General features: G+C 70.5%; 18 protein-coding genes. 3 read left to right on the top strand and 15 right to left on the bottom strand.

Annotated elements, in window-relative coordinates; all coding sequences use genetic code 11:
- Positions 1-33: 33 nt before the first annotated feature.
- From nusB to ACLKM7_RS11465, 14 genes are all read right to left on the bottom strand, one after another.
- Positions 34-444 (bottom strand): transcription antitermination factor NusB, encoded by a 411-nt coding sequence (gene nusB, locus ACLKM7_RS11530; RefSeq protein WP_436447315.1) that lies wholly within the window; start codon positions 442-444, stop codon positions 34-36.
- A gap of 19 nt (positions 445-463) precedes the next feature.
- Positions 464-1,024, bottom strand: a complete 561-nt coding sequence (gene efp / locus ACLKM7_RS11525) for an elongation factor P (RefSeq protein ID WP_168913892.1) — start codon at positions 1,022-1,024, stop codon at positions 464-466.
- A gap of 95 nt (positions 1,025-1,119) precedes the next feature.
- The gene (locus ACLKM7_RS11520) at positions 1,120-1,578 is read right to left on the bottom strand and encodes a type II 3-dehydroquinate dehydratase (protein WP_436447314.1); all 459 of its coding nucleotides are present in this window, start codon (positions 1,576-1,578) and stop codon (positions 1,120-1,122) included.
- Positions 1,579-1,628: 50 nt separating this feature from the next.
- Entirely contained in the window at positions 1,629-2,159 is a 531-nt protein-coding gene (locus ACLKM7_RS11515) for a GNAT family N-acetyltransferase (RefSeq protein WP_436447313.1), read from the bottom strand.
- Positions 2,156-3,232, bottom strand: coding sequence for a 3-dehydroquinate synthase (aroB, locus tag ACLKM7_RS11510; RefSeq protein ID WP_436447312.1), 1,077 nt, complete (start codon positions 3,230-3,232; stop codon positions 2,156-2,158). The genes ACLKM7_RS11515 and aroB overlap by 4 nt, the downstream gene beginning before the upstream one ends.
- Positions 3,229-3,756, bottom strand: a complete 528-nt coding sequence (locus tag ACLKM7_RS11505; protein WP_436447311.1) for a shikimate kinase — start codon at positions 3,754-3,756, stop codon at positions 3,229-3,231. Before ACLKM7_RS11505 ends, aroB begins: the two co-directional genes overlap by 4 nt.
- Positions 3,753-4,976 (bottom strand): chorismate synthase, encoded by a 1,224-nt coding sequence (gene aroC, locus ACLKM7_RS11500; RefSeq protein ID WP_436447310.1) that lies wholly within the window; start codon positions 4,974-4,976, stop codon positions 3,753-3,755. The genes ACLKM7_RS11505 and aroC overlap by 4 nt, the downstream gene beginning before the upstream one ends.
- A 30-nt stretch (positions 4,977-5,006) precedes the next feature.
- Complete coding sequence (locus ACLKM7_RS11495; protein ID WP_436447309.1) at positions 5,007-5,882, bottom strand: shikimate dehydrogenase; 876 nt, start codon at positions 5,880-5,882, stop codon at positions 5,007-5,009.
- Positions 5,849-7,615: an endolytic transglycosylase MltG gene (gene mltG / locus ACLKM7_RS11490; RefSeq protein WP_436447308.1), complete on the bottom strand. Its 1,767-nt coding sequence runs from the start codon at positions 7,613-7,615 to the stop codon at positions 5,849-5,851. The genes ACLKM7_RS11495 and mltG overlap by 34 nt, the downstream gene beginning before the upstream one ends.
- Position 7,616: 1 nt before the next feature.
- Positions 7,617-8,084 carry a Holliday junction resolvase RuvX gene (ruvX, locus tag ACLKM7_RS11485; RefSeq protein ID WP_436447307.1) on the bottom strand — a complete coding sequence of 156 codons (468 nt, stop codon included), beginning with the start codon at positions 8,082-8,084 and terminating at the stop codon, positions 7,617-7,619.
- Between the two features lie 13 nt (positions 8,085-8,097).
- Positions 8,098-10,755, bottom strand: a complete 2,658-nt coding sequence (gene alaS, locus ACLKM7_RS11480; protein WP_436447306.1) for an alanine--tRNA ligase — start codon at positions 10,753-10,755, stop codon at positions 8,098-8,100.
- Positions 10,756-10,817: 62 nt separating this feature from the next.
- Positions 10,818-11,102, bottom strand: a complete 285-nt coding sequence (locus ACLKM7_RS11475) for an ATPase (RefSeq protein WP_436447305.1) — start codon at positions 11,100-11,102, stop codon at positions 10,818-10,820.
- A gap of 136 nt (positions 11,103-11,238) precedes the next feature.
- Entirely contained in the window at positions 11,239-11,868 is a 630-nt protein-coding gene (gene rpsD / locus ACLKM7_RS11470) for a 30S ribosomal protein S4 (RefSeq protein ID WP_168913901.1), read from the bottom strand.
- A gap of 182 nt (positions 11,869-12,050) precedes the next feature.
- Complete coding sequence (locus ACLKM7_RS11465) at positions 12,051-13,352, bottom strand: replication-associated recombination protein A (RefSeq protein WP_436447414.1); 1,302 nt, start codon at positions 13,350-13,352, stop codon at positions 12,051-12,053.
- Positions 13,353-13,575: 223 nt separating this feature from the next.
- On the opposite strand from ACLKM7_RS11465, the gene ACLKM7_RS11460 reads away from it, so the two are divergent.
- From ACLKM7_RS11460 to ACLKM7_RS11450, 3 genes are all read left to right on the top strand, one after another.
- Positions 13,576-13,884, top strand: a complete 309-nt coding sequence (locus tag ACLKM7_RS11460; protein ID WP_436447304.1) for a dioxygenase — start codon at positions 13,576-13,578, stop codon at positions 13,882-13,884.
- Positions 13,885-13,982: 98 nt separating this feature from the next.
- Positions 13,983-16,307: a DUF349 domain-containing protein gene (locus tag ACLKM7_RS11455; protein WP_436447303.1), complete on the top strand. Its 2,325-nt coding sequence runs from the start codon at positions 13,983-13,985 to the stop codon at positions 16,305-16,307.
- Between the two features lie 72 nt (positions 16,308-16,379).
- Complete coding sequence (locus ACLKM7_RS11450) at positions 16,380-16,940, top strand: type IV toxin-antitoxin system AbiEi family antitoxin (RefSeq protein ID WP_436447302.1); 561 nt, start codon at positions 16,380-16,382, stop codon at positions 16,938-16,940.
- On the opposite strand, the gene ACLKM7_RS11445 is transcribed toward ACLKM7_RS11450, so the two are convergent.
- Positions 16,919-19,171, bottom strand: a complete 2,253-nt coding sequence (locus tag ACLKM7_RS11445; protein ID WP_436447301.1) for a RelA/SpoT family protein — start codon at positions 19,169-19,171, stop codon at positions 16,919-16,921. The genes ACLKM7_RS11450 and ACLKM7_RS11445 overlap by 22 nt on opposite strands.
- Positions 19,172-19,237: the final 66 nt, after the last annotated feature.

The following is a 19,237-nucleotide window of genomic DNA, read 5'->3' as shown; positions in this document are numbered from 1 at the left end:
ATCCTCGCAAGCCCCGCCGACAAGCGGGCCGGATCAGGACGCGCGCGCGATGCGTGCGAGCACGCCGTGGACGAACGAGCCGGAGTCGTCGGTCGAGAACTCCTTGGCCAGTTCGACGGCCTCATCGATCGCGACGGCTGCCGGGACCTCGTCGTTGTACAGGATCTCCCACGCTGCCATGCGCAGCACGGCGCGGTCCACCGCGGGCATGCGCGCCAGCGACCAGTCCTTCGCGAACGTGGTGATCTGCTCGTCGATCGCGTCGCGATTGTCGATGACACCGTCGACGATCTCGCGCGCGTAGAGCCATGACGCCTGCCGGGCGGGCTCGTTCGCCGCCCGCTTGGCCTCGGCGGCGAGGATCGTGCCGATCTCATCGCCGCGGACGTCGGCCTGGAACAGGATGTCGAGCGCGCGCTTGCGCGCCTTGGTACGGGCACTCATCTGAAAAGCACTGCCGCGACTAGTTGACGCGGCCGAGGTAGTCGCCCGTGCGGGTGTCGACCTTGACCTTCGTGCCGGTCTCGAGGAACAGCGGCACCTGGATCTCGTACCCCGTCTCGACGGTCGCGGGCTTCGTGCCCGCCGACGAGCGATCGCCCTGCAGGCCGGGCTCGGTGTAGGTGATCTCTAGCACGACCGAGGCCGGAAGCTCGATGTACAGCGGGTTGCCGTTGTTGAGCGCGATCTGCACCTGCTGGTTCTCGAGCATGAAGTTCTTGGCCTCACCGACGACGGTGGCCGGAACGGTCAGCTGATCGTAGTCGGCGACGTCCATGAACACGAACGAGTCGCCGTCGTTGTAGAGGTACGTGAAGTCGCGGCGATCGACGTTCTCGATCTCGATCTTCGCGCCGGCGTTGTATGTGCGATCCACGACCTTGCCCGAGACGACGTTCTTGAGCTTGGTGCGCACGAACGCGCCACCCTTGCCCGGCTTGACGTGCTGGAACTCGATGACGCTCCAGAGCTGGCCGTCGATGCTGAGGACGACGCCGTTCTTGATGTCTGCGGTGGATGCCATGGGTGTGGAGGTTCCGTTCCGTTCGGGGATCCGGTCACGCTTGCCGCGCGGACCGACGTTCGATTCTACGGGATGCCCGATCCGGGCCGGATTCGTCAGCCCTCGGCCTGCCCGGTGATGACGTCGACGAGGAGGTCGACGGCTTTCGCGTACCCGGGGACGCCTTCGCCGATCACATGCACGACCGCCACGTCCGTCACGTACGAGTGATGGCGGAACGACTCGCGCTGCATGACGTCGGAGATGTGGATCTCGGCGACCGGGAGCGCGACGGCGGCCAGCGCGTCTCGCAGGACCACGGAGGTATGGCTCAAGCCCGCGGGGTTGATCACGATGCCGGCGCAGTCCTCGCGCGCCGCATGGATCGCATCGACGATCACGCCTTCGTGATTGCTCTGCATGGCTCGCACCTCGAAGCCTCGTGCGGCGGCGGCATCCGTCACCAGCCGCTCCACGTCGGCGAGCGTATCGGAGCCGTAGATCCCGGGCTCGCGGGTGCCGAGCAGGTTCAGGTTCGGTCCGTTGACGAGCAGGAGGCGGTGGGGCGCGGTCACATCGGCACGATATCAGCGTGGCTGCTGCCAAGCGGCGCGAGAGCTCTGCGTCAGAGCGCCTTCGACATGATGATCTCGGGGCCGATCGGCCCGGTGATCGTCTCGCCGGTGGGAGCGAAGCCGGACCGCCGGTACGCGGCCTGCGCGCGGAGGTTGTCGCGGTGTACGTCGAGTGAGACCCGCGTGAGGCCGAGTCCGCGGACCCAGTCCCCCGCCGCGCCCAGCAGCAGGTCCACGGCGCCCGAGCCTCGATGCGAGGGGTTGACGTAGACGCCGACGACATCCGCGCGCCGATCGTCGATATAGCGGCCCAAGTGGTCGGTCTGCCCCGTCGCCCGGATGAGCACCGAGAGGCTTCCGACCCACGCGTCGCCGGACTCGGCGACGAACTGCGCTGCTGTCTCGCTGTCCGCCCCCTGCTGCGCTCGTTCGTGCCAGAACGAGTCGGGGCGTGCTGCCACCTCGGCGGGGTTCTCGAGGAAGGCGATCGCCGCATCGGGGTCGCTGGTCGACTCCAGTCGCAGCGCCTTCACACGCTCCCACTCGTCGGCGCGGATGCGGCGCACGAGCAGGCGCGTCACCCGGCGACCTCCTGATACGCGGCGAACAGCAGCGACTCGTCCGGGGCCTGCAGCACCGTGGGCTTGGCGATGTCGTCCAGCACGATGAAGCGCAGCATGCCGCCGCGGCTCTTCTTGTCGCGCTGCATCGTGGCCAGCAGCTGCGGCCATGCGCCGGGGCGGTAGCTGGTGGGCAGGCCGAGCGTGTCGAGGATGTCGCGATGCCGCTGGGCCGCGGCATCCGGCAGCCGTCCGGCCAGTCGCGACAGCTCGGCGGCGAACACCATGCCGACCGAGATGGCCGCGCCGTGGCGCCAGCGATACCGTTCGGCGTGCTCGATCGCGTGACCCACCGTATGGCCGTAGTTGAGGATCTCGCGCAGGCCTGCTTCGCGCAGGTCCTGCCCGACGACCTGCGCCTTCATGTCGATGGCGAGCTCGACGGTGCGCCGGAACGCGTCGCTGCGCGGATCGACCGCGGCCTCGGGATCCGTCTCGACGAGATCGAGGATCTCGGGAGCCCAGATGAAGCCCGCCTTGACGACCTCGGCGTAGCCGGCGACGCGCTCGTTGCGCGAGAGCGTGTCGAGAAGAGCCAGGTCGCACACGACGGCGCGCGGAGCCCAGAAGGCGCCCACGAGGTTCTTGCCCTCGGCGGTGTTGACGCCGGTCTTGCCGCCGACGGCGGCATCGACCATGCCCAGCACCGTCGTCGGCACCTGGACGACCTCAACGCCGCGCAGCCACGTCGCGGCGACGAAGCCCGCGAGGTCGGTGACCGCTCCCCCGCCGAAGCCGATGACGGCGTCGGTGCGGGTGAAGTCGGCCTTGCCCATCACCTGCCAGCAGAAGGCGGCGACTTCGATCCGCTTGCCGGCCTCGGCGTCGGGGATCTCGGCGAGCAGCACTTCACGGTCCGTCACCAATTGGGCCCGCAGGTGCTCAGCCTGCTCGGCGAGGGTGGGAGGGTGGATGACGAGCACCTTGCGGGCTGCCGGAGGCAGCGTGCCGGACAACGTGGACAGGATGCCGCGGCCGACGGTGATGTCGTAGCTCGCGTCTCCACTCACGCTGATGGTGGTGGCATCCGTCATGCTCTCTCCTCCGGCTCGGGATCGCGCACCCACGCGACGATGTCGTCGACGACGCCCTGCAGGGGTCCGCTCGAGGTGTCGAACGTCACATCGGCCAGTTCGTCGTACACCGGGCGGCGCTCTTCGAGGATCGCCGCCCACCGCTCGATCGCGTCCCCGGCCTGAAGCAGCGGGCGACTCGAATCGCGCACGCGTCCGGCGACCACCCTCGGCGAGACGATGAGCAGCACCACGCGGTGCGAGGCGAGGTCGGCGCGCGTGTCAGGGTGAAGCACCGCGCCGCCCCCGAGGGCGACGACACCGCCACCGGCCAGTCCGTCGGCCACCGCGCGGCGTTCGAGCGCGCGGAAGTGCTCTTCGCCGTGCTCGGCGAACAGCTTCTCGATCGGCCCGTGGTCGCGCGCGACGGCGGCATCGGAATCGTAGAACCGGATGCCGAGGGCCCGGGCGACTCGCTTGCCGATGCTCGTCTTGCCGGCCCCCATCGGACCGATGAGGACGATCGCCTCGGATCCGGTGGTCATGCGCCGGCGGCGCCGAGTGCCGCGTCGCTCGCCGAGGCGGTGCGCAACTCGGCGGGGATGGAGTCGAGGTAGCCGTCGAGGTTGCGTCGGGTCTCGGTGACGCTGTCGCCGCCGAACTTCTCGAGCACGACCTCGGCGAGCACGATGGCCACCATGGCCTCGGCGACGACGCCGGCGGCGGGCACGGCGCACACGTCCGAGCGCTGGTGGTGGGCAGACGCGGTGTCGCCGGTGGCGACATCGACGGTGCGCAGCGCCTTCGGCACGGTGGCGATCGGCTTCATGCCTGCGCGCACGCGCAGCACGGTGCCCGTCGACATGCCGCCCTCGGTGCCGCCGGCCTTGTCGCTCGAGCGCGTGATGCCCTCGCCTGCGATGTGGAGCTCATCATGCGCCTGCGAGCCACGCCGGGTCGTGGTGAGGAACCCGTCCCCGACCTCGACGCCTTTGATCGCCTGGATGCTCATCAGCGCCTGCGCGAGCTTGCCGTCCAGGCGCCGATCCCAGTGGACGTGCGAGCCGAGGCCGGGCGGAAGACCGTACGCGAGCACCTCGACGACGCCGCCCAGCGTGTCGCCGTGCTTGCGTGCGTCGTCCACCTCGGCGACCATCGCCTGGCTCGTGGCGGAGTCGAAGCAGCGCAGCGGATCGGCGTCGAGCGCGTCGACGTCGTCGGGGGTGGGCAGGGCAGCGCCCTCGGGCACGCGTACCGGGCCGATCGAGAGCGTGTGGCTGACGAGGCGGATGCCGAGCTCGGCGAGGAAGGCCCGTGCGAGGGCGCCGAGGGCGACGCGGGCCGCGGTCTCGCGGGCGCTCGCGCGCTCGAGGATCGGCCGGGCCTCGTCGAAGCCGTACTTCTGCATGCCGACGAGGTCGGCATGACCGGGGCGCGGGCGCGTGAGCGCGGCGCCGCGACCGCGGGAGCGCTCCGTCAGCTCGACGGGCTCGGCGCTCATCACTTCGACCCACTTGGGCCATTCGGTGTTGCCGATGCGCAGGGCGATGGGGCTGCCGAGGCTGGAGCCGTGGACGACGCCCGACGAGATCGTGAGCTCGTCCTCCTCGAACTTCATGCGCGAGCCGCGGCCGTAGCCGAGCTTGCGGCGGGCCAGATCTGCCTGGATCGCCGCACGCGAGATCGGGACGCCTGCGGGCAGGCCCTCCATGACGGCGACCAGTTCGGGGCCGTGCGATTCGCCGGCCGTGAGCACGCGGAGCATTGCTCCAGTCTCCCACGTGCCGGGTGCCGGTTACGCCGCGTGCGGGTCCTCGAGTGCACGCCGCATGGCGTCGACGAGCACGCGTTCGCCGGGCAGCGTCGCACCGGGGTCGCCGTTGCGGAAGATCCGGATCTGCAGCAGGGCCTGGTACAGCAGCATCCCGAGTCCGGAGCGTGCCGTCCCGCCGTGCCGTTCCCACTCGGACGACAACGCTGTCGGCCAGTGGCCGTACACCACATCGAGCAGCAGACCGCCGGCCCTTGCGAGTCCGGCGGCCGCGGCATCCGGGAGTCTTGCATCGCCCGGAAGCGTCGCGATCGTGACGGGCACATCGTCGTAGCCGGATGCGTCGAACGAGCGGGCGACGACACCCAGACCCAGCCGCGCGCCGAGTTCGCGCAGCGGCGCGACCGCCTCGGGTCGCCGCGCGACCATCTCCACCTCGCGCGCGCCGAGCTCGGCGAGGGCCACGAGCGCCGAGGTCGCCGTCGCGCCGGCACCGACGACGCGCGCACGGGGCAGTGCCGTGACGGCGTCGTCGGCCAGGGCCCTCACGATGCCTCCGACGTCGGTGTTGAAGCCGTGCGGACCCGCAGGGTCCAGGAGCAGGGTGTTGACGGCGCCGGTCAGCTCGGCGGCCCGGTCATGCGAGGCCGCGGCACGGAACGCGGCGCCCTTGAGCGGCATCGTGAGCGACAGGCCGCGCCACGCGTCATCGAGGCCGGCCAGCTCCGCGGCGAACGACGTCTCGCCGACACGGCGACGCCCGTACGTCCAGTCGAGTCCGAGCAGTCGGTATGCGGCGGCGTGCAGCTGCGGCGAGCGGCTGTGTGCGATCGGATCGCCCCAGACCTCGAGCCGGCTCGCGGAGGTCAGCACCCCGAACCGGGGTTGTCGCGACACCACTGGATCCACTGTTCACGCGCCCGTTCATGCTCGGCCATCGTGGAGGTGAACACGGTCTCTCCCGTGTCGAGGTTCACCGTGACGAAGTAGTACCACGGACCCTCGGCCGGATGCATGGCGGCGTTGATCGCCACGTCACCCGGGTTGGAGATCGGACCGATCGGCAGCCCGGGATGCACATAGGTGTTCCACGGGTTGTCGTCGGTGAGTGCGTTCTCGGACGAACTGACCGTTCCGTCATCCTCTCCGACGCCGTATTGCGCGGTGGAGTCCATCTGCAGCAGGCCGAACGTCTCCTGGTTGCCCGGATCGAGCCGATTCTGGATGACGCGCGACACCTTCTGCATGTCGGTTTCGAGGCGTGCCTCGCGCTGGACGATCGAGGCGATCGTAAGGATCTCCTGGCGCCGCTCAACGGGGACGCCTGCGGCATCGAGCGACTGGACGGTGCGGTCGACGAGGGTCTGGATGGCCGACTGCGCCGTGACACCGGGATCGAAGGTGTACGTCGCCGGAAACAGCCAGCCTTCGAGGCTGTCGGCGGGCACGCCGTACGCCGCAGGATCCGCAGCAGCTGCCTGGAACTCCTCCAGAGGGATTCCCGTTCCTTCGGCGAGCCGCTCCAGCGTGCCGTCGACGGTGAAGCCCTCGGGGATCTGCGCCGTCAGCTCCATCTTGTTCGCGGGCTCCATGAGCGCCGCCAGCGCAGCCTCCGAGGTCATCTGCTTCTGCAGCTTGTACACACCGGGCTGGAACGGGGGATTCTGGCCGGACTCGATGAGGTAGTCGTAGAACGCCTCGGGGGTCTTGGTCACGCCCGCGTCGTACAGCGACTGCGAGATCGGCGAGCCGGTGTCGCCCGAGGCGATCGTCACGAAGACCTCGCCGCTGGCGAGCCCCTCCTCGTAGTCCTTCGGCTCCTCCCAGCCCATGACCTCGCGGATGTTGTCTTCGTAGGCCGTCCAGACGTACCACGCACCGCCCGCGATGCCGCCGAGGATCAGGAGCACGACGCCCAGGGCGATCCAGCCGCCGATGCGCCGGCGGCGACGGTTCTTCGGCGGAGGGACATCCCCGAGGTCCTCGGTCGAGCTGTTCCCGCTGAAGAGGTCGTCCAGCGTCGCCGACGGAGCGGCGCCGCGCCGGCCGCCGTGGGCCCCACGGGCGGGCGCGCCCGCGTCGCGTCGTCCAGAGGGGGCGCCGACCCCGGTGCCGATCGCGGATGGGGTGGCAGGGCCGCCGGTCGGAAGGTCCGAGGTCTCGCCAACGCCCGCGGCGGCTGCGGCCGGGACGGTCGCCATCGCACCGGTGCGGCTGTACGGCAGCGCGGGTGCCGCCGTCGTGCCGGCGAAGACCCAGGGGTCTTCGGTGGATTCGTCCTGGCCGTCGCGATGGGCGGGACGCGGCGTGCGAAGCGGCACCGGCTGGAAGCCGCTGCCGTCGGCGGCCGTCTCGGCCGCGTCCGCGGCCTGGAAGGAGTCAGAGGGGTCGGGCACCACCGGCGCGGCCTCCGGGGACGGGGTGATCGGATGCGACCCGGTCTGTCCGCGTGCCGCCGCCTCGCGCGCGGCCCGGCGCGAGAGAGGCACGCCGTCAACCGTCACGCCCGCACCCGCAGAACCGTCTGCGGAGCCGCCGGCTCTCGCGCCGTGGGAACCGCTCTCGCGGGTCCGCGGATCGGGGAGCTTGCCGTACAGATCCGCGAACGGATCGTCGGACGTTGATTCGGGCATGTCAGGCGGGCTCCTGGGGGACGGGGATTCCGGGTGGCCGTCCAGTGCTCTTCTCGACGTCGAGTGCTTGCTGAAGCAGGACGACTGCGGCGACCTGGTCAACGATGCTACGCGACGAACGCTGGGTTCTGCCCGAACTGCGCAGCGCCGCGTGTGCCGACACCGTCGAGAGCCGCTCGTCGACGAGCCGGACGGGTACGACGGATGCCGCCGCCAGGGCGCTCGCGAATGCCCTCGCGTCCTCGGTCGACGCCGTGTCCTCTCCGCGCATGTTGAGCGGCAGACCGACGAGCACCTCGACGGCTGCGTGCTCGTCGGCGAGTGCGAGGATGCGAGCCACGGACCCGTCATCGCGCGTGACGGTCTCGACCGGGATCGCGAGCAGTCCGTCGGGATCGCAGCGCGCGACGCCGACGCGGGCCTTCCCCACGTCGATGCCGAGCCGAACGCCCCGCCGGAAGCCGCTCACGAGCCTGAGCCGCTCACGAGGCCAGGGCGTCCTTCACCGAGGCGAGCGCTGCCGGCAGGGCTGAGGCATCCGTTCCGCCGCCCTGGGCCACGTCGTCGCGACCGCCGCCGCCACCGCCGAGCACGGTCGCAGCGCGCTTTGCGAGCGCTCCGGCTTTGACGCCCGCGCCGCGCGCTGCGTCGTTGGTCGCCACGATCACGACCGGACGACCGTTCACTTCGGCGCCCAGCGCGACCACGGCCGCGGCGGATCCCAGTCGTTCACGGACCTGCAGTGCGAGCGAGCGCACGTCGTCGGCCGAGGCGGCGATGCCGAGGGACTCCGCGACGACGAGTGTGTCGCCGACGCGGGAGGCGGCAGCGGTCAGCGCCGGGAGCCGGTCACCGAGCGCCTTCGCCTCGAATGCGGCGATCTTCTTCTCGGCCGCCTTGAGGCTGGCCGTCAGCTCGGCGATCCGCGCGGGCAGCTGCTCACGCGGTGTCTTGAGGGTGGACGTCAGCTGCGAGACGAGGGCGCGCTCGGCCGCCAGCGATCGGAAGGCGTCGAGTCCGACGAGTGCTTCCACGCGTCGGTTCGACGCACCGACCGAGGACTCGCCGACAAGGCTGATGAGTCCGATCTCGGCGCTCGCGGACACGTGCGTGCCTGCGCACAGCTCGCGGGACCACGGCCCGCCGATGTCGACCATGCGGACCGTGTCGCCGTACTTCTCGCCGAACAGCGCCATCGCGCCGAGGGACTTCGCCTCGTCCAGCGCGAGAACCCGTGTGGTGACCTCGAGGTTGTCACGCACGGCGTTGTTGGCGATCTCTTCGATCTCGGTCTTCGTGGCGTCCGACAGCGCCTGGTTCCACGTGAAGTCGAAGCGCATGTAGCCGGCGCGGTTGAGAGAGCCCGCCTGCGTCGCGGTCTTGCCCAGCGTGTCGCGCAGCGCCGCATGCACCAGGTGCGTCGCGGAATGCGCCTGGCGCGCGGAGCGGCGGTTGGCGGCATCCACGATGGACGTCGCCGCCTGGCCGACGCCGACCTCGCCGCTGGTCACCTCGACGGTGTGGCTGATCAGGCCGGCGACCGGCTTCTGCACGTCGATGACTTCGAGCTCGTACCCCGGACCGACGATGACGCCCTTGTCGGCGACCTGGCCGCCGGACTCGGCGTACAGCGCCGTGTCGGCGAGGATCACCTCGGCGATCTGACCCGTACCGGCGCGGTCGACCGGGACGCCGTCGACGAGGATGCCGAGCACGCGCGACGACGTCTCGAGGTCGGTGTAGCCGGTGAAGACCGTCTCGCCCTGTGCGCGGAGGTCGCGGTACACGCTCGTGTCGGCGAGCTGGCGCTTGCGGGCCTTCGCGTCGGCCTTCGCCCGCGACCGCTGCTCCTGCATGAGGGTGTCGAAGGCGGCACGATCGACCGTCAGGCCCGCCTCCTGCGCGATCTCGAGCGTCAAGTCGATCGGAAAGCCGTACGTGTCGTGCAGCAGGAAGGCCTCGGCTCCTGCGATGGTGCTCCCGCCCGCGGCCTTCGTCTGGCCGAGCGACTCGTCGAGGATGGATTCGCCCGCGGCCAGCGTGCGCAGGAACGTCGCCTCCTCCGCGAGCGCATACTGCGAGATGCGTGCCCAGTCGGTCTCGACGACGGGGTACGCGTCCTTCATGGCATCGCGGGATGCGGCGAACAGCTCGGCGAAGGTCGGCCCGTCCACGCCCAGCAGCCGCATGGAGCGGATTGCGCGGCGCATCAGGCGCCGGAGGATGTAGCCACGGCCGTCGTTGGACGGTGTGACGCCGTCCGACATCAGCATGAGCGACGAGCGGACATGGTCGGCGATCACGCGGAAGCGCACGTCGTCGTCGTGATCTGCGCCGTACGTGCGGCCGCTCAGCTCGACCGCCTTGTCGAGCACCGGCCGCACCTGGTCGGTCTCGTACATGTTGTCGACGCCCTGCTTGATGAACGCGATGCGCTCCAGCCCCATGCCGGTGTCGATGTTCTTGGCCGGGAGCTCTCCGACGATGTCGAAGTCGTACTTCGAGCGCACGTTGGTGATCTCGTACTGCATGAAGACGAGATTCCAGATCTCGACATAGCGGTCGTCGTCCGTGGCCGGGCCGCCGTCGATGCCGTATGCCGGGCCGCGGTCGAAGAAGATCTCGGAGCAGGGTCCCGCCGGCCCCGGCAGTCCGGTGCTCCAGTAGTTGGTGTCCTTGCCCAGGCGCTGGATGCGCTCGGCCGGGAACCCGGCGACCGTCTGCCACAGCTCGAAGGCCTCGTCGTCCTCCTCGTAGACGGTGACCCACAGGTCCTTCGGGTCGAAGCCCAGTCCGCCATCCGCCTCGGGTGCCGTGAGCAGCTCCCACGCGAAGCGGATCGCGCCCTCTTTGAAGTAGTCGCCGAACGACCAGTTGCCGAGCATCTGGAAGAACGTGCCGTGACGCGGCGTCTTGCCGACCTCTTCGATGTCGTTCGTGCGGATGCACTTCTGGTTGTCGGCCGCCCGGGCGTACGGGGCGGGAACGTCGCCGCTGAGGTACGGGATGAACGGCACCATGCCGGCCACCGTGAACAGCAGCGCCGGGTCGTCGGTCACCAGCGATGCCGAGGGCACGATGGTGTGGCCGTTCTTCTCGAAGTAGTCGAGGAAGCGCTGGGCGATCTCGGCGGTCTTCATTCAGGTCCTCGCAGATGCGCGGGTCACTCCCCCGGTCGTGCCGGGGGATGCGATCCGCTGGGTCAGTCGGTGAGCTTGCGGGCGGTGTCGGATACGGCGTCCGCGGCGTCGGACGCCACGTCGGCGACCCCCGATGCCGCCGCCTTCGCTGCGTCCTTGACGTCGTCGACGAGGCCCGAGAACCGGGCCTCCTGCTCGCGGTACGCATCGCCCATGCGGTCGGTGAACTCCGAGATGCGGGCGTCGACATCGGCGAGGATCTCGTGTCCGCGGGGATCCTTGTTCATGAGGTGCGCCACGACGAAGCCGCCGGCGATGCCGAGTACGAACCAGAACAGGTTCTTCATGTCATCACTCCTCGCAGGGGCCGCGGGCGCGGCATCCCTCCATCGTAGGGCGAAATGAGAAGCGCCACTCGGAACGCCGAAGGGCGCCGGGTTGCCCCGGCGCCCTCCTTCGTGCGAATGGTCTTCGCAGTGATCCTTACCGTGCTGCGTAGTACTCGACGACGAGCTGGACGTCGCAGACGACCGGAACCTCGGCGCGCTTGGGGCGACGCACGAGACGGGCCTGCAGTTTGTCGAGCTCGACCTCGAGGTAGCCCGGGACCGGGGGCAGGACCTCGGCGTGACCGCCGGCGGCCGCCACCTGGAAGGGCTCGAGGCCCTCGCTCTTGGGCTTGACGTGGATGACCTGGCCCGGCTTCACACGGAACGACGGGCGGTCGACGAGCTGGCCGTCGACGAGGATGTGACGGTGCACGACGAGCTGGCGGGCCTGCGCGGTGGTGCGGGCGAAGCCGGCGCGCACCACGAGCGAGTCAAGACGCATCTCGAGCTGCTCGACGAGGTTCTCACCGGTCAGGCCCTGGGTGCGGCGAGCCTCGTTGAACTGGATCCGCAGCTGCTTCTCGCGGATGCCGTACTGCTCGCGCAGACGCTGCTTCTCGCGCAGGCGGACGGCGTAGTCGCTGTCCTGCTTGCGCTTGGTGCGGCCGTGCTCACCGGGAGCGTAGGGACGCTTCTCGAGGTACTTGGCCGCCTTGGGGGTCAGTGCGACGCCGAGGGCGCGCGAGAGACGCACCTTGCGGCGATCCTGGGACTTCGTAGCCACGAAGTGTTCCTTTCTTGACGCTGCCGTGTCTTTCACGGCTCGCGGGCGTATCGCCTGTCTTCGCCCTGTCTGGACTGCACGCCGGGGCATGCCGGAAGGTGGTGAGGAAGAGAGGGGATGCCCGAAAACTCGGTTTCGAGCCGGTCAAGTCTAGCAGAGGCCCCTGTTGCGGCCGTTCCTGCTCACTGCCCGTCGAGAATCCGCCGGATCTTCTCCAGTCGCGCCTGCACGTCGCGCTCCGCGCCGAGGGCCTTCGGCTCGTAGTAGCGGCGGCCGCGGAGCTCGTCGGGAAGGTACTGCTGCGCGGCGATGCCGATCTCGGCGTCGTGGGGGTACACATATCCCTTGCCGTGCCCCAGGCGCTTCGCACCCGGGTAGTGGGCGTCTCGCAGATGCACCGGCACGCGACCGAACCCGCCCGAGCGCACGTCTGCGATCGCGGCGTCGATCGCGAGGTAAGCGGCGTTGGATTTCGCCGTCGTCGCGAGGTACGCGGTCGCCTCCGCCAGCGGAATGCGGCCCTCCGGCATGCCGATGAACTGGACCGCGTCCCCCGCAGCGACGGCGATGGGCAGCGCCTGCGGATCGGCCAGACCGATGTCTTCCGCCGCCGAGATGATGAGGCGCCGGGCGATGAAGCGCGGATCCTCGCCCGCCTCGATCATGCGGGCGAGATAGTGGATCGCGGCGTCCACATCCGATCCCCTGATCGACTTGATGAACGCGCTGATGACGTCGTAGTGCTCATCGCCCTGCCGGTCGTAACGCAGCAGCGCCCGGTCGACGGCCTGGGCCACATGCTCCGACGTGACCTCGGGCACCGCGTCGCCGTCGGGGGCGCTGTCGTCGTCCCCGTCCTCGGGAACGGCGAGGGATGCCGCGGCCTCGAGTGCCGTCAGCGCCCGTCGCGCGTCGCCCGAGGCCAGGCGCACCAGGGCGTCGCGGCCCTCGTCCGACAGCGTGACGGCGCCTGCCAGCCCGCGCGGATCGTCGACGGCCCGGTCGACGAGCATGCGCAGGTCGTCGTCGGTGAGCGGCTTGAGCGTGAGCAGGAGCGAACGTGACAGCAGCGGCGAGATGACCGAGAACGACGGGTTCTCGGTCGTCGCGGCGATCAGGACGACCCATCCGTTCTCGACGCCCGGCAGGAGGGCGTCCTGCTGGGCCTTGGTGAAGCGGTGGATCTCGTCGAGGAAGAGAATGGTCGACTGGTCGTAGAGGTCGCGCTGTGTGAGCGCCTCCTGCATGACCTCCCGCACGTCCCGCACCCCGGCCGTGACCGCCGAGAGCTCGACGAAGCGGCGCCCCGAAGAGCGCGCGATGGCCTGCGCGAGCGTGGTCTTGCCCGTGCCGGGAGGCCCCCACAGGATGACCGACGTCCCGGTGCGGGTCGAGGCATCCGGATTCGCCAGCGTCACCAACGGCGAACCCGCACGCAGCAGATGCGACTGACCGGCGACCTCGTCCAGCGAGGTGGGGCGCATGCGGACCGCGAGGGGCGTCTGCCCCTGGAACAGTGCGGTCTGTGGGCCCACGCTCCCCGAGGCTCCGCGCGACGCGCCAGCGGCGCGTGGAGAGGGAGCGGGGATCACCGTCCCAGGCTATCCCGGGGATCCGACGGCGGGCCGGCCGCCGGTTTGGCCGCCGGTCCGCGCGACCCATAGGATCAACCCGCCCCGGGCCGAGACCGGAGCGAAGGAGGCCCCTGTGGCGGTCGGAGGAAAAGATCGCGATGCTCGCGCCGCGCGGGAGCGTGCGCGCCTGTACGAGGCGCGTCGCGACTTCCATGATCGGCAGATTCGCCGGCGCACGCGCGACAACCTGATCGCCGGCATCGCGGGCGGCCTGCTCGTCGTGGGCTTGGCCGCGGTGCAGACAGCGTATTTCGTGGCCGGTCCCGGCGTGCCGGAGCCTGCTCCCACGTCGACGCCGACCCCGACGCCCACCGCCTCGACACCGGCCCCGTCTTCGAGCCCGTCGCCCGACTCCGGCATCACCCCCACGCCCACTCCCTGACACGGCTCCTCCCGCACCGAACGCGGGGCACCGGCCGTACTAGGCTGGGGAGCCGTCCATCCCCCGCAGACGGCGCAAGCCGTGATGAGGTGCATTCCGTGACTGCCGCAGCAGAGCCCACCGCCGACAACGAAGCCCCCGAAGGCCCTGAGACCAGCGAATCCGAGACCGAGATCGTCGCGGACGCGCCGGGTGAGGACTCGTCGCAGAGCGACGGCGCGCCCGAAGACGTCTCCGAGGAGGCGAATCCGGATGCCGCCGCCGAGGACGCCCCCGTCGAGGACGCTGCCGTCGAGGACGCGCCCGTCGAGGACGCGCCCGTCGAGGACGCGCCCGTCGAGGACGCGCCCGTCGAGGACGCGCCCGTCGAGGACGCGCCCGTCGAGGACGCGCCCGTCGAGGACGCGCCCGTCGAGGACGCGCCCGTCGAGGACGCGCCCGTCGAGGACGCGCCCGTCGAGGACGCGCCCGTCGAGGACGCGCCCGTCGAGGACGCGCCCGTCGAGGACGCGCCCGTCGAGGACGCGCCCGTCGAGGACGCGCCCGTCGAGGACGCGCCCGTCGAGGACGCGCCCGTCGAGGACGCGCCCGTCGAGGACGCGCCCGTCGAGGACGCGCCCGTCGAGGACGCGCCCGTCGAGGACGCGCCCGTCGAGGACGCGCCCGTCGAGGACGCGCCCGTCGAGGACGCGCCCGTCGAGGACGCGCCCGTCGAGGACGCGCCCGTCGAGGACGCGCCCGTCGAGGACGCGCCCGTCGAGGACGCGCCCGTCGAGGACGCGCCCGTCGAGGACGCGCCCGTCGAGGACGCGCCCGTCGAGGACGCGCCCGTCGAGGACGCGCCCGTCGAGGACGCGCCCGTCGAGGACGCGCCCGTCGAGGACGCGCCCGTCGAGGACGCTGCCGTCGAGGACGCGCCCGTGGAGGACGCGCCCGTGGAGGACGCGCCCGTGGAGGACGCTGCCGTCGAGGACGCGCCCGTGGAGGACGCGCCCGTCGAGGACGCTGCCGTCGAGGACGCGCCCGTCGAGGACGCGCCCGTCGAGGACGCGCCCGCCGAGGACGCGCCCGCCGACACCGCCGCTGCGGCCACGGAAGACGCGCCGGTGCCTGCGCGCGCGACCATTCCCGTTCCGTCCCCTGCCGCGCTCGCGCGCGCCAGGGGCTCCGCGCCGGCCCGCGCGGCATCGACCGAGGCGAACGAGCCGTGGGGCCGCGTCGACGGGGACGGCACCGTGTCGGTCCGCGAGGCCGGTGGCTGGCGCGTCGTCGGCGAGTACCCCGACGGATCCGCCGAGGAGGCCCTCGCCTACTACGAGCGCAAGTACGCGGATCTCGCGAGCGAGGTGACCCTGCTCGAGGTCCGTCACCGTCGTGGCGGCGCCTCCGCGTCCGACCTGCGTGCCACCGCGCGGACGATCAGCGCCAAGCTCGAGGGTGCGGCCGCCGTCGGTGACCTCGCCAGCCTGACGGCGCGTATCGCGGCGCTGACCGAGACCCTCGCCGCAGCGTCCGAGACCGAGGCCGCCGCGGCACGTGAAGCCGTGGACGACGCGGTCAAGGCGCGCACCGAACTCGTCGAGAAGGCCGAGGCGCTCGCCGCCCGCGATCCCCGCAGCGTGCAGTGGAAGCAGGCGACCGCCGAACTCAACACGCTCTTCGAACAGTGGCAGGCCCAGCAGCAGCAGGGGCCGCGACTGCCGAAGTCCACCGCACAGCAACTGTGGAAGCGATTCCGCGATGCACGTGCGATCGTCGACAAGCACCGCCGTGCGTTCTACGCCGAACTCGACGAGGCGCACAAGTCCGTGCGCGACCGCAAGACGCGGCTCGTCGAGCGGGCCGAAGCGCTTGCTCCCCGCGGCGAGGACGGCATCCCGGCCTACCGAGACCTTCTGGACGAGTGGAAGACCGCCGGCCGTGCCGGCAAGAAGGTGGACGACGCGCTCTGGGCGCGGTTCAAGGCTGCCGGCGACGCCCTGTACGGTGCGCGGATCGACCGCGAGGCGGCGGATGCCGAGGCCTCCCGCGAGAAGATCGACGCCAAGCGCGCACTGCTCGAAGAAGCGAAGGCCGTGCCGGACGAGCGCGACATCGCCAAGGCTCGGGCCCTCCTCACCGGCATCCAGCGCCAGTGGGATGAGATCGGCCGCATCTTCCCCCGTGACGCCGAGCGGTCGCTCGACGATGAGCTGCGCAAGATCGAACAGTCGCTGCGCACCCGCGAGGAGACCGACTGGAAGCGCAACAACCCCGAGACGAAGGCGCGCGCGAACGACATGACGCGCCAGCTCACCGACGCGATCCAGAAGCTGGAAGACGAAGTCGAGACGGCGAAGAAGTCTGGCGACGCGAAGGCCATCGCGAAGGCTACCGAGGCCTTGGAGGCACGCCGCGCGTGGCTCAAGGCCCTGGGCGGCTGACGGCAGGCCGGTTGTCCACAGGTCGAGGGACGGCAGCGTCCCTCGACCGCCGTCGTGCGGCACACTTCGAGCGTGGCGTCACCGTTCTTGTATTTCGCAGACGATCGGCTGTCCCCTGCCGAGCTCTCGGCGGCGTGCCTGGACGGTGACCTGGTCGGCCTCGGCGACGCCTACATCCCCGCCGACGCCGTCGAGACCGCGGCGCTGCGCGCCGGTTCGCTCGGCCCGCGGCTCGGGGACTCGCTCGCCGCGACCCATCTGACCGCCGCGTGGATTCATGGGGCCCTTCCTCAGCCGCCGTCCCGGCACACCGTGCAGCGCGCCGTCAGCCGGCGGTTGCACCGGACGCCCGATCGCCAGCTCGTCTACCGAGATCTCGCGGTGCCCGCGAGCGATCTGCAGATCATCGGCGGCATCCGCGTGACGACGCCGTTGCGCACCCTGGTCGATCTTGCCCGCACCGATGACGAGCGGCACGCGAGGGCGGCGCGGCTGCTCGCAGCCGGACGCCCCGACGTGCTCGCCCCGGCGATCGCGAGGCTCGAGTCGGGCGTGCTGCCGCACAAGCGGCTGGGTCTGGCACTCCTGCGCGGCATGATGGCCGCACGGGATCAGGAGGAGGTCACGCGGTAGACGTCGTACACGGCGTCGATGCGCCGCACCGCGTTGAGCACGCGATCCAGGTGGACGATGTCGCCCATTTCGAAGACGAACTTGCTCAGCGCGAGCCGGTCGTTGGTGGTCGATACCGTCGCGGAGAGGATGTTCACGTGGTGCTCGCTCAGCACGCGGGTGACGTCGCTGAGCAGGCCGGATCGGTCCAGCGCCTCGACCTGGATCTGCACCAGGAAGACGCTCTTCGTCGTGGGCGCCCACTCGACATCGATGAGGCGGGCGGGATCATCCATGAGCGACTTGACGTTCGTGCAGTCCGTGCGGTGCACCGAGACGCCGCTCCCGCGTGTCACGAAGCCGATCACCTGGTCACCGGGCACCGGAGTGCAGCACTTCGCGAGCTTGACCAGGATGTCAGGGGCACCGCGCACCAGGATGCCGGAGTCGCCGCCACGCGAGGCGGAGCGAGCCCGCCCGACGGCCGGCAGGTCGATCGGCCCGGTCGTGGTGTCGTTGGCGGCGACGAGCGCGGTCACCTTCTCGATGACCGATTGGGTCGAGACATGACCCTCGCCGACGGCGGCGTAGAGCGCCGACACGTCTTCGTAGCGAAGCTGATGCGCGACTTCCGAGAACGAGTCCTGACTCATCAGGCGCTGGAGCGGCAGGTTCTGGCGGCGCATCGCCCGGGCGATCGCCTCCTTGCCCTGCTCGACCGCCTCTTCGCGACGCTCCTTGGTGAACCAGCCTCGGATCTTGTTGCGAGCCCGCGTGCTCTTGACGAATCCGAGCCAGTCCTGGCTGGGCCCGGCATCCGGGTTCTTCGAGGTGAAGACCTCGACGACGTCCCCGCTCTTGAGCTCGGACTCCAGCGGCACCAGCCGGCCGTTGACCTTGGCGCCCATGGTGCGGTGGCCGACCTCGGTGTGGACCGCGTAGGCGAAGTCGACCGGAGTCGCCCCCGCGGGCAGACCAACGACGCGGCCCTTCGGGGTGAAGACGTAGACCTCTTTGGCGCCGATCTCGAAGCGCAGCGAGTCCAGGAACTCACCCGGGTCGGCCGTCTCGGCCTGCCAGTCCGAGATGTGGGCCAGCCAGGCCATGTCGGTGTCGAGGGCTTTCGGGTCCGCCTTGCCGCCGGCCATCCGCTCTTTGTACTTCCAGTGCGCCGCGACACCGTACTCGGCCTGCTGGTGCATCTCGTTGGTGCGGATCTGGATCTCGACGGTGCGGCCGCCCGGGCCGATCACCGTCGTGTGCAGCGACTGGTAGAGGTTGAACTTGGGTGTCGCGATGTAGTCCTTGAAACGTCCGGGCAGCGGCGTCCAGCGAGCGTGGATCGCCCCGAGCACGGCGTAGCAGTCGCGCACACTGCCCACCAGGATGCGGATCCCGATGAGGTCGTAGATGTCGTCGAACTCGCGCCCGCGGACCACCATCTTCTGGTACACCGAGTACAGCTGCTTGGGACGGCCCATGACGCGGCCGCGGATGCGCAGCTCCCGCAGGTCGCCGTCCACCGCATCGATGACGTTCTGCACGTACTGCTCGCGCTGCGGCGTGCGCTGCTTGACGAGGCTGTCGATCTCGGCGTAGAGCTTGGGGTGCAGCACCGCGAACGAGAGGTCCTCGAGCTCGGACTTGATCGCCTGGATGCCGAGCCGGTGCGCCAGCGGCGCATAGATCTCGAGGGTCTCGGTCGCCTTCTTCCGCGCCTTCTCGGGCGGGACGAACCCCCACGTGCGGGCGTTGTGCAGGCGGTCGGCGAGCTTGATGAGGAGCACGCGGATATCGCGCGACATCGCGACGATCATCTTGCGGACCGTCTCGGCCTGCGCGCTCTCGCCGTACTTGACCTTGTCGAGCTTCGTGACGCCGTCCACGAGCATCGCGACTTCGTCGCCGAACTCGGCGCTCAGCGTCTCGAGCGAGTATTGCGTGTCTTCGACGGTGTCGTGCAGCAGGGCGGCGGCGATCGCGCGCGGACCCAGCCCGAGATCGGCGAGGATCTGGGCCACCGCCAGCGGATGCGTGATGTAGGGCTCGCCGCTCTGTCGCGCCTGCCCCGAATGGGCCTGATCCGCGACGGCGTAGGCGCGCTCGATGATAGAGAGGTCGCCCTTGGGATGATGCGTGCGCACCGTCCGGAGCAGCTGCTCCACGTCGTCACGCCTCGCGGAGCGGGAGAAGATGCGCGGGACCAGGCGCCGCAACGACGAGGTCTGGGCGGGAGGAACGGTCTCGGTCATACGATCCCCTCCCCTCCGCTGGACCTCACAATCCTACGCCCGACCCGCGGATGGCCCGGCCGCCGG

It is taken from the genome of Microbacterium sp. I2, from assembly GCF_051364985.1.
Taxonomy (GTDB): Bacteria; Actinomycetota; Actinomycetes; order Actinomycetales; family Microbacteriaceae; genus Microbacterium.
This window is presented reverse-complemented; position numbering and strand designations above follow the sequence as displayed.

Excerpts from the sequence above, each read along its gene's own strand:
- efp (WP_168913892.1), bottom strand. The coding sequence starts at position 1,024 with ATGGCATCCACCGCAGACATCAAGAACGGCGTCGTCCTCAGCATCGAC.
- alaS (WP_436447306.1), bottom strand. The coding sequence starts at position 10,755 with ATGAAGACCGCCGAGATCGCCCAGCGCTTCCTCGACTACTTCGAGAAG.
- ACLKM7_RS11475 (WP_436447305.1), bottom strand. The coding sequence starts at position 11,102 with ATGAAGAACCTGTTCTGGTTCGTACTCGGCATCGCCGGCGGCTTCGTC.
- nusB (WP_436447315.1), bottom strand. The coding sequence starts at position 444 with ATGAGTGCCCGTACCAAGGCGCGCAAGCGCGCGCTCGACATCCTGTTC.
- aroC (WP_436447310.1), bottom strand. The coding sequence starts at position 4,976 with ATGCTCCGCGTGCTCACGGCCGGCGAATCGCACGGCCCCGAACTGGTC.
- ACLKM7_RS11445 (WP_436447301.1), bottom strand. The coding sequence starts at position 19,171 with ATGACCGAGACCGTTCCTCCCGCCCAGACCTCGTCGTTGCGGCGCCTG.
- ACLKM7_RS11465 (WP_436447414.1), bottom strand. The coding sequence starts at position 13,352 with ATGCGCCCCACCTCGCTGGACGAGGTCGCCGGTCAGTCGCATCTGCTG.
- mltG (WP_436447308.1), bottom strand. The coding sequence starts at position 7,615 with ATGCCCGAATCAACGTCCGACGATCCGTTCGCGGATCTGTACGGCAAG.
- ACLKM7_RS11505 (WP_436447311.1), bottom strand. The coding sequence starts at position 3,756 with ATGACCACCGGATCCGAGGCGATCGTCCTCATCGGTCCGATGGGGGCC.
- aroB (WP_436447312.1), bottom strand. The coding sequence starts at position 3,232 with ATGACGGATGCCACCACCATCAGCGTGAGTGGAGACGCGAGCTACGAC.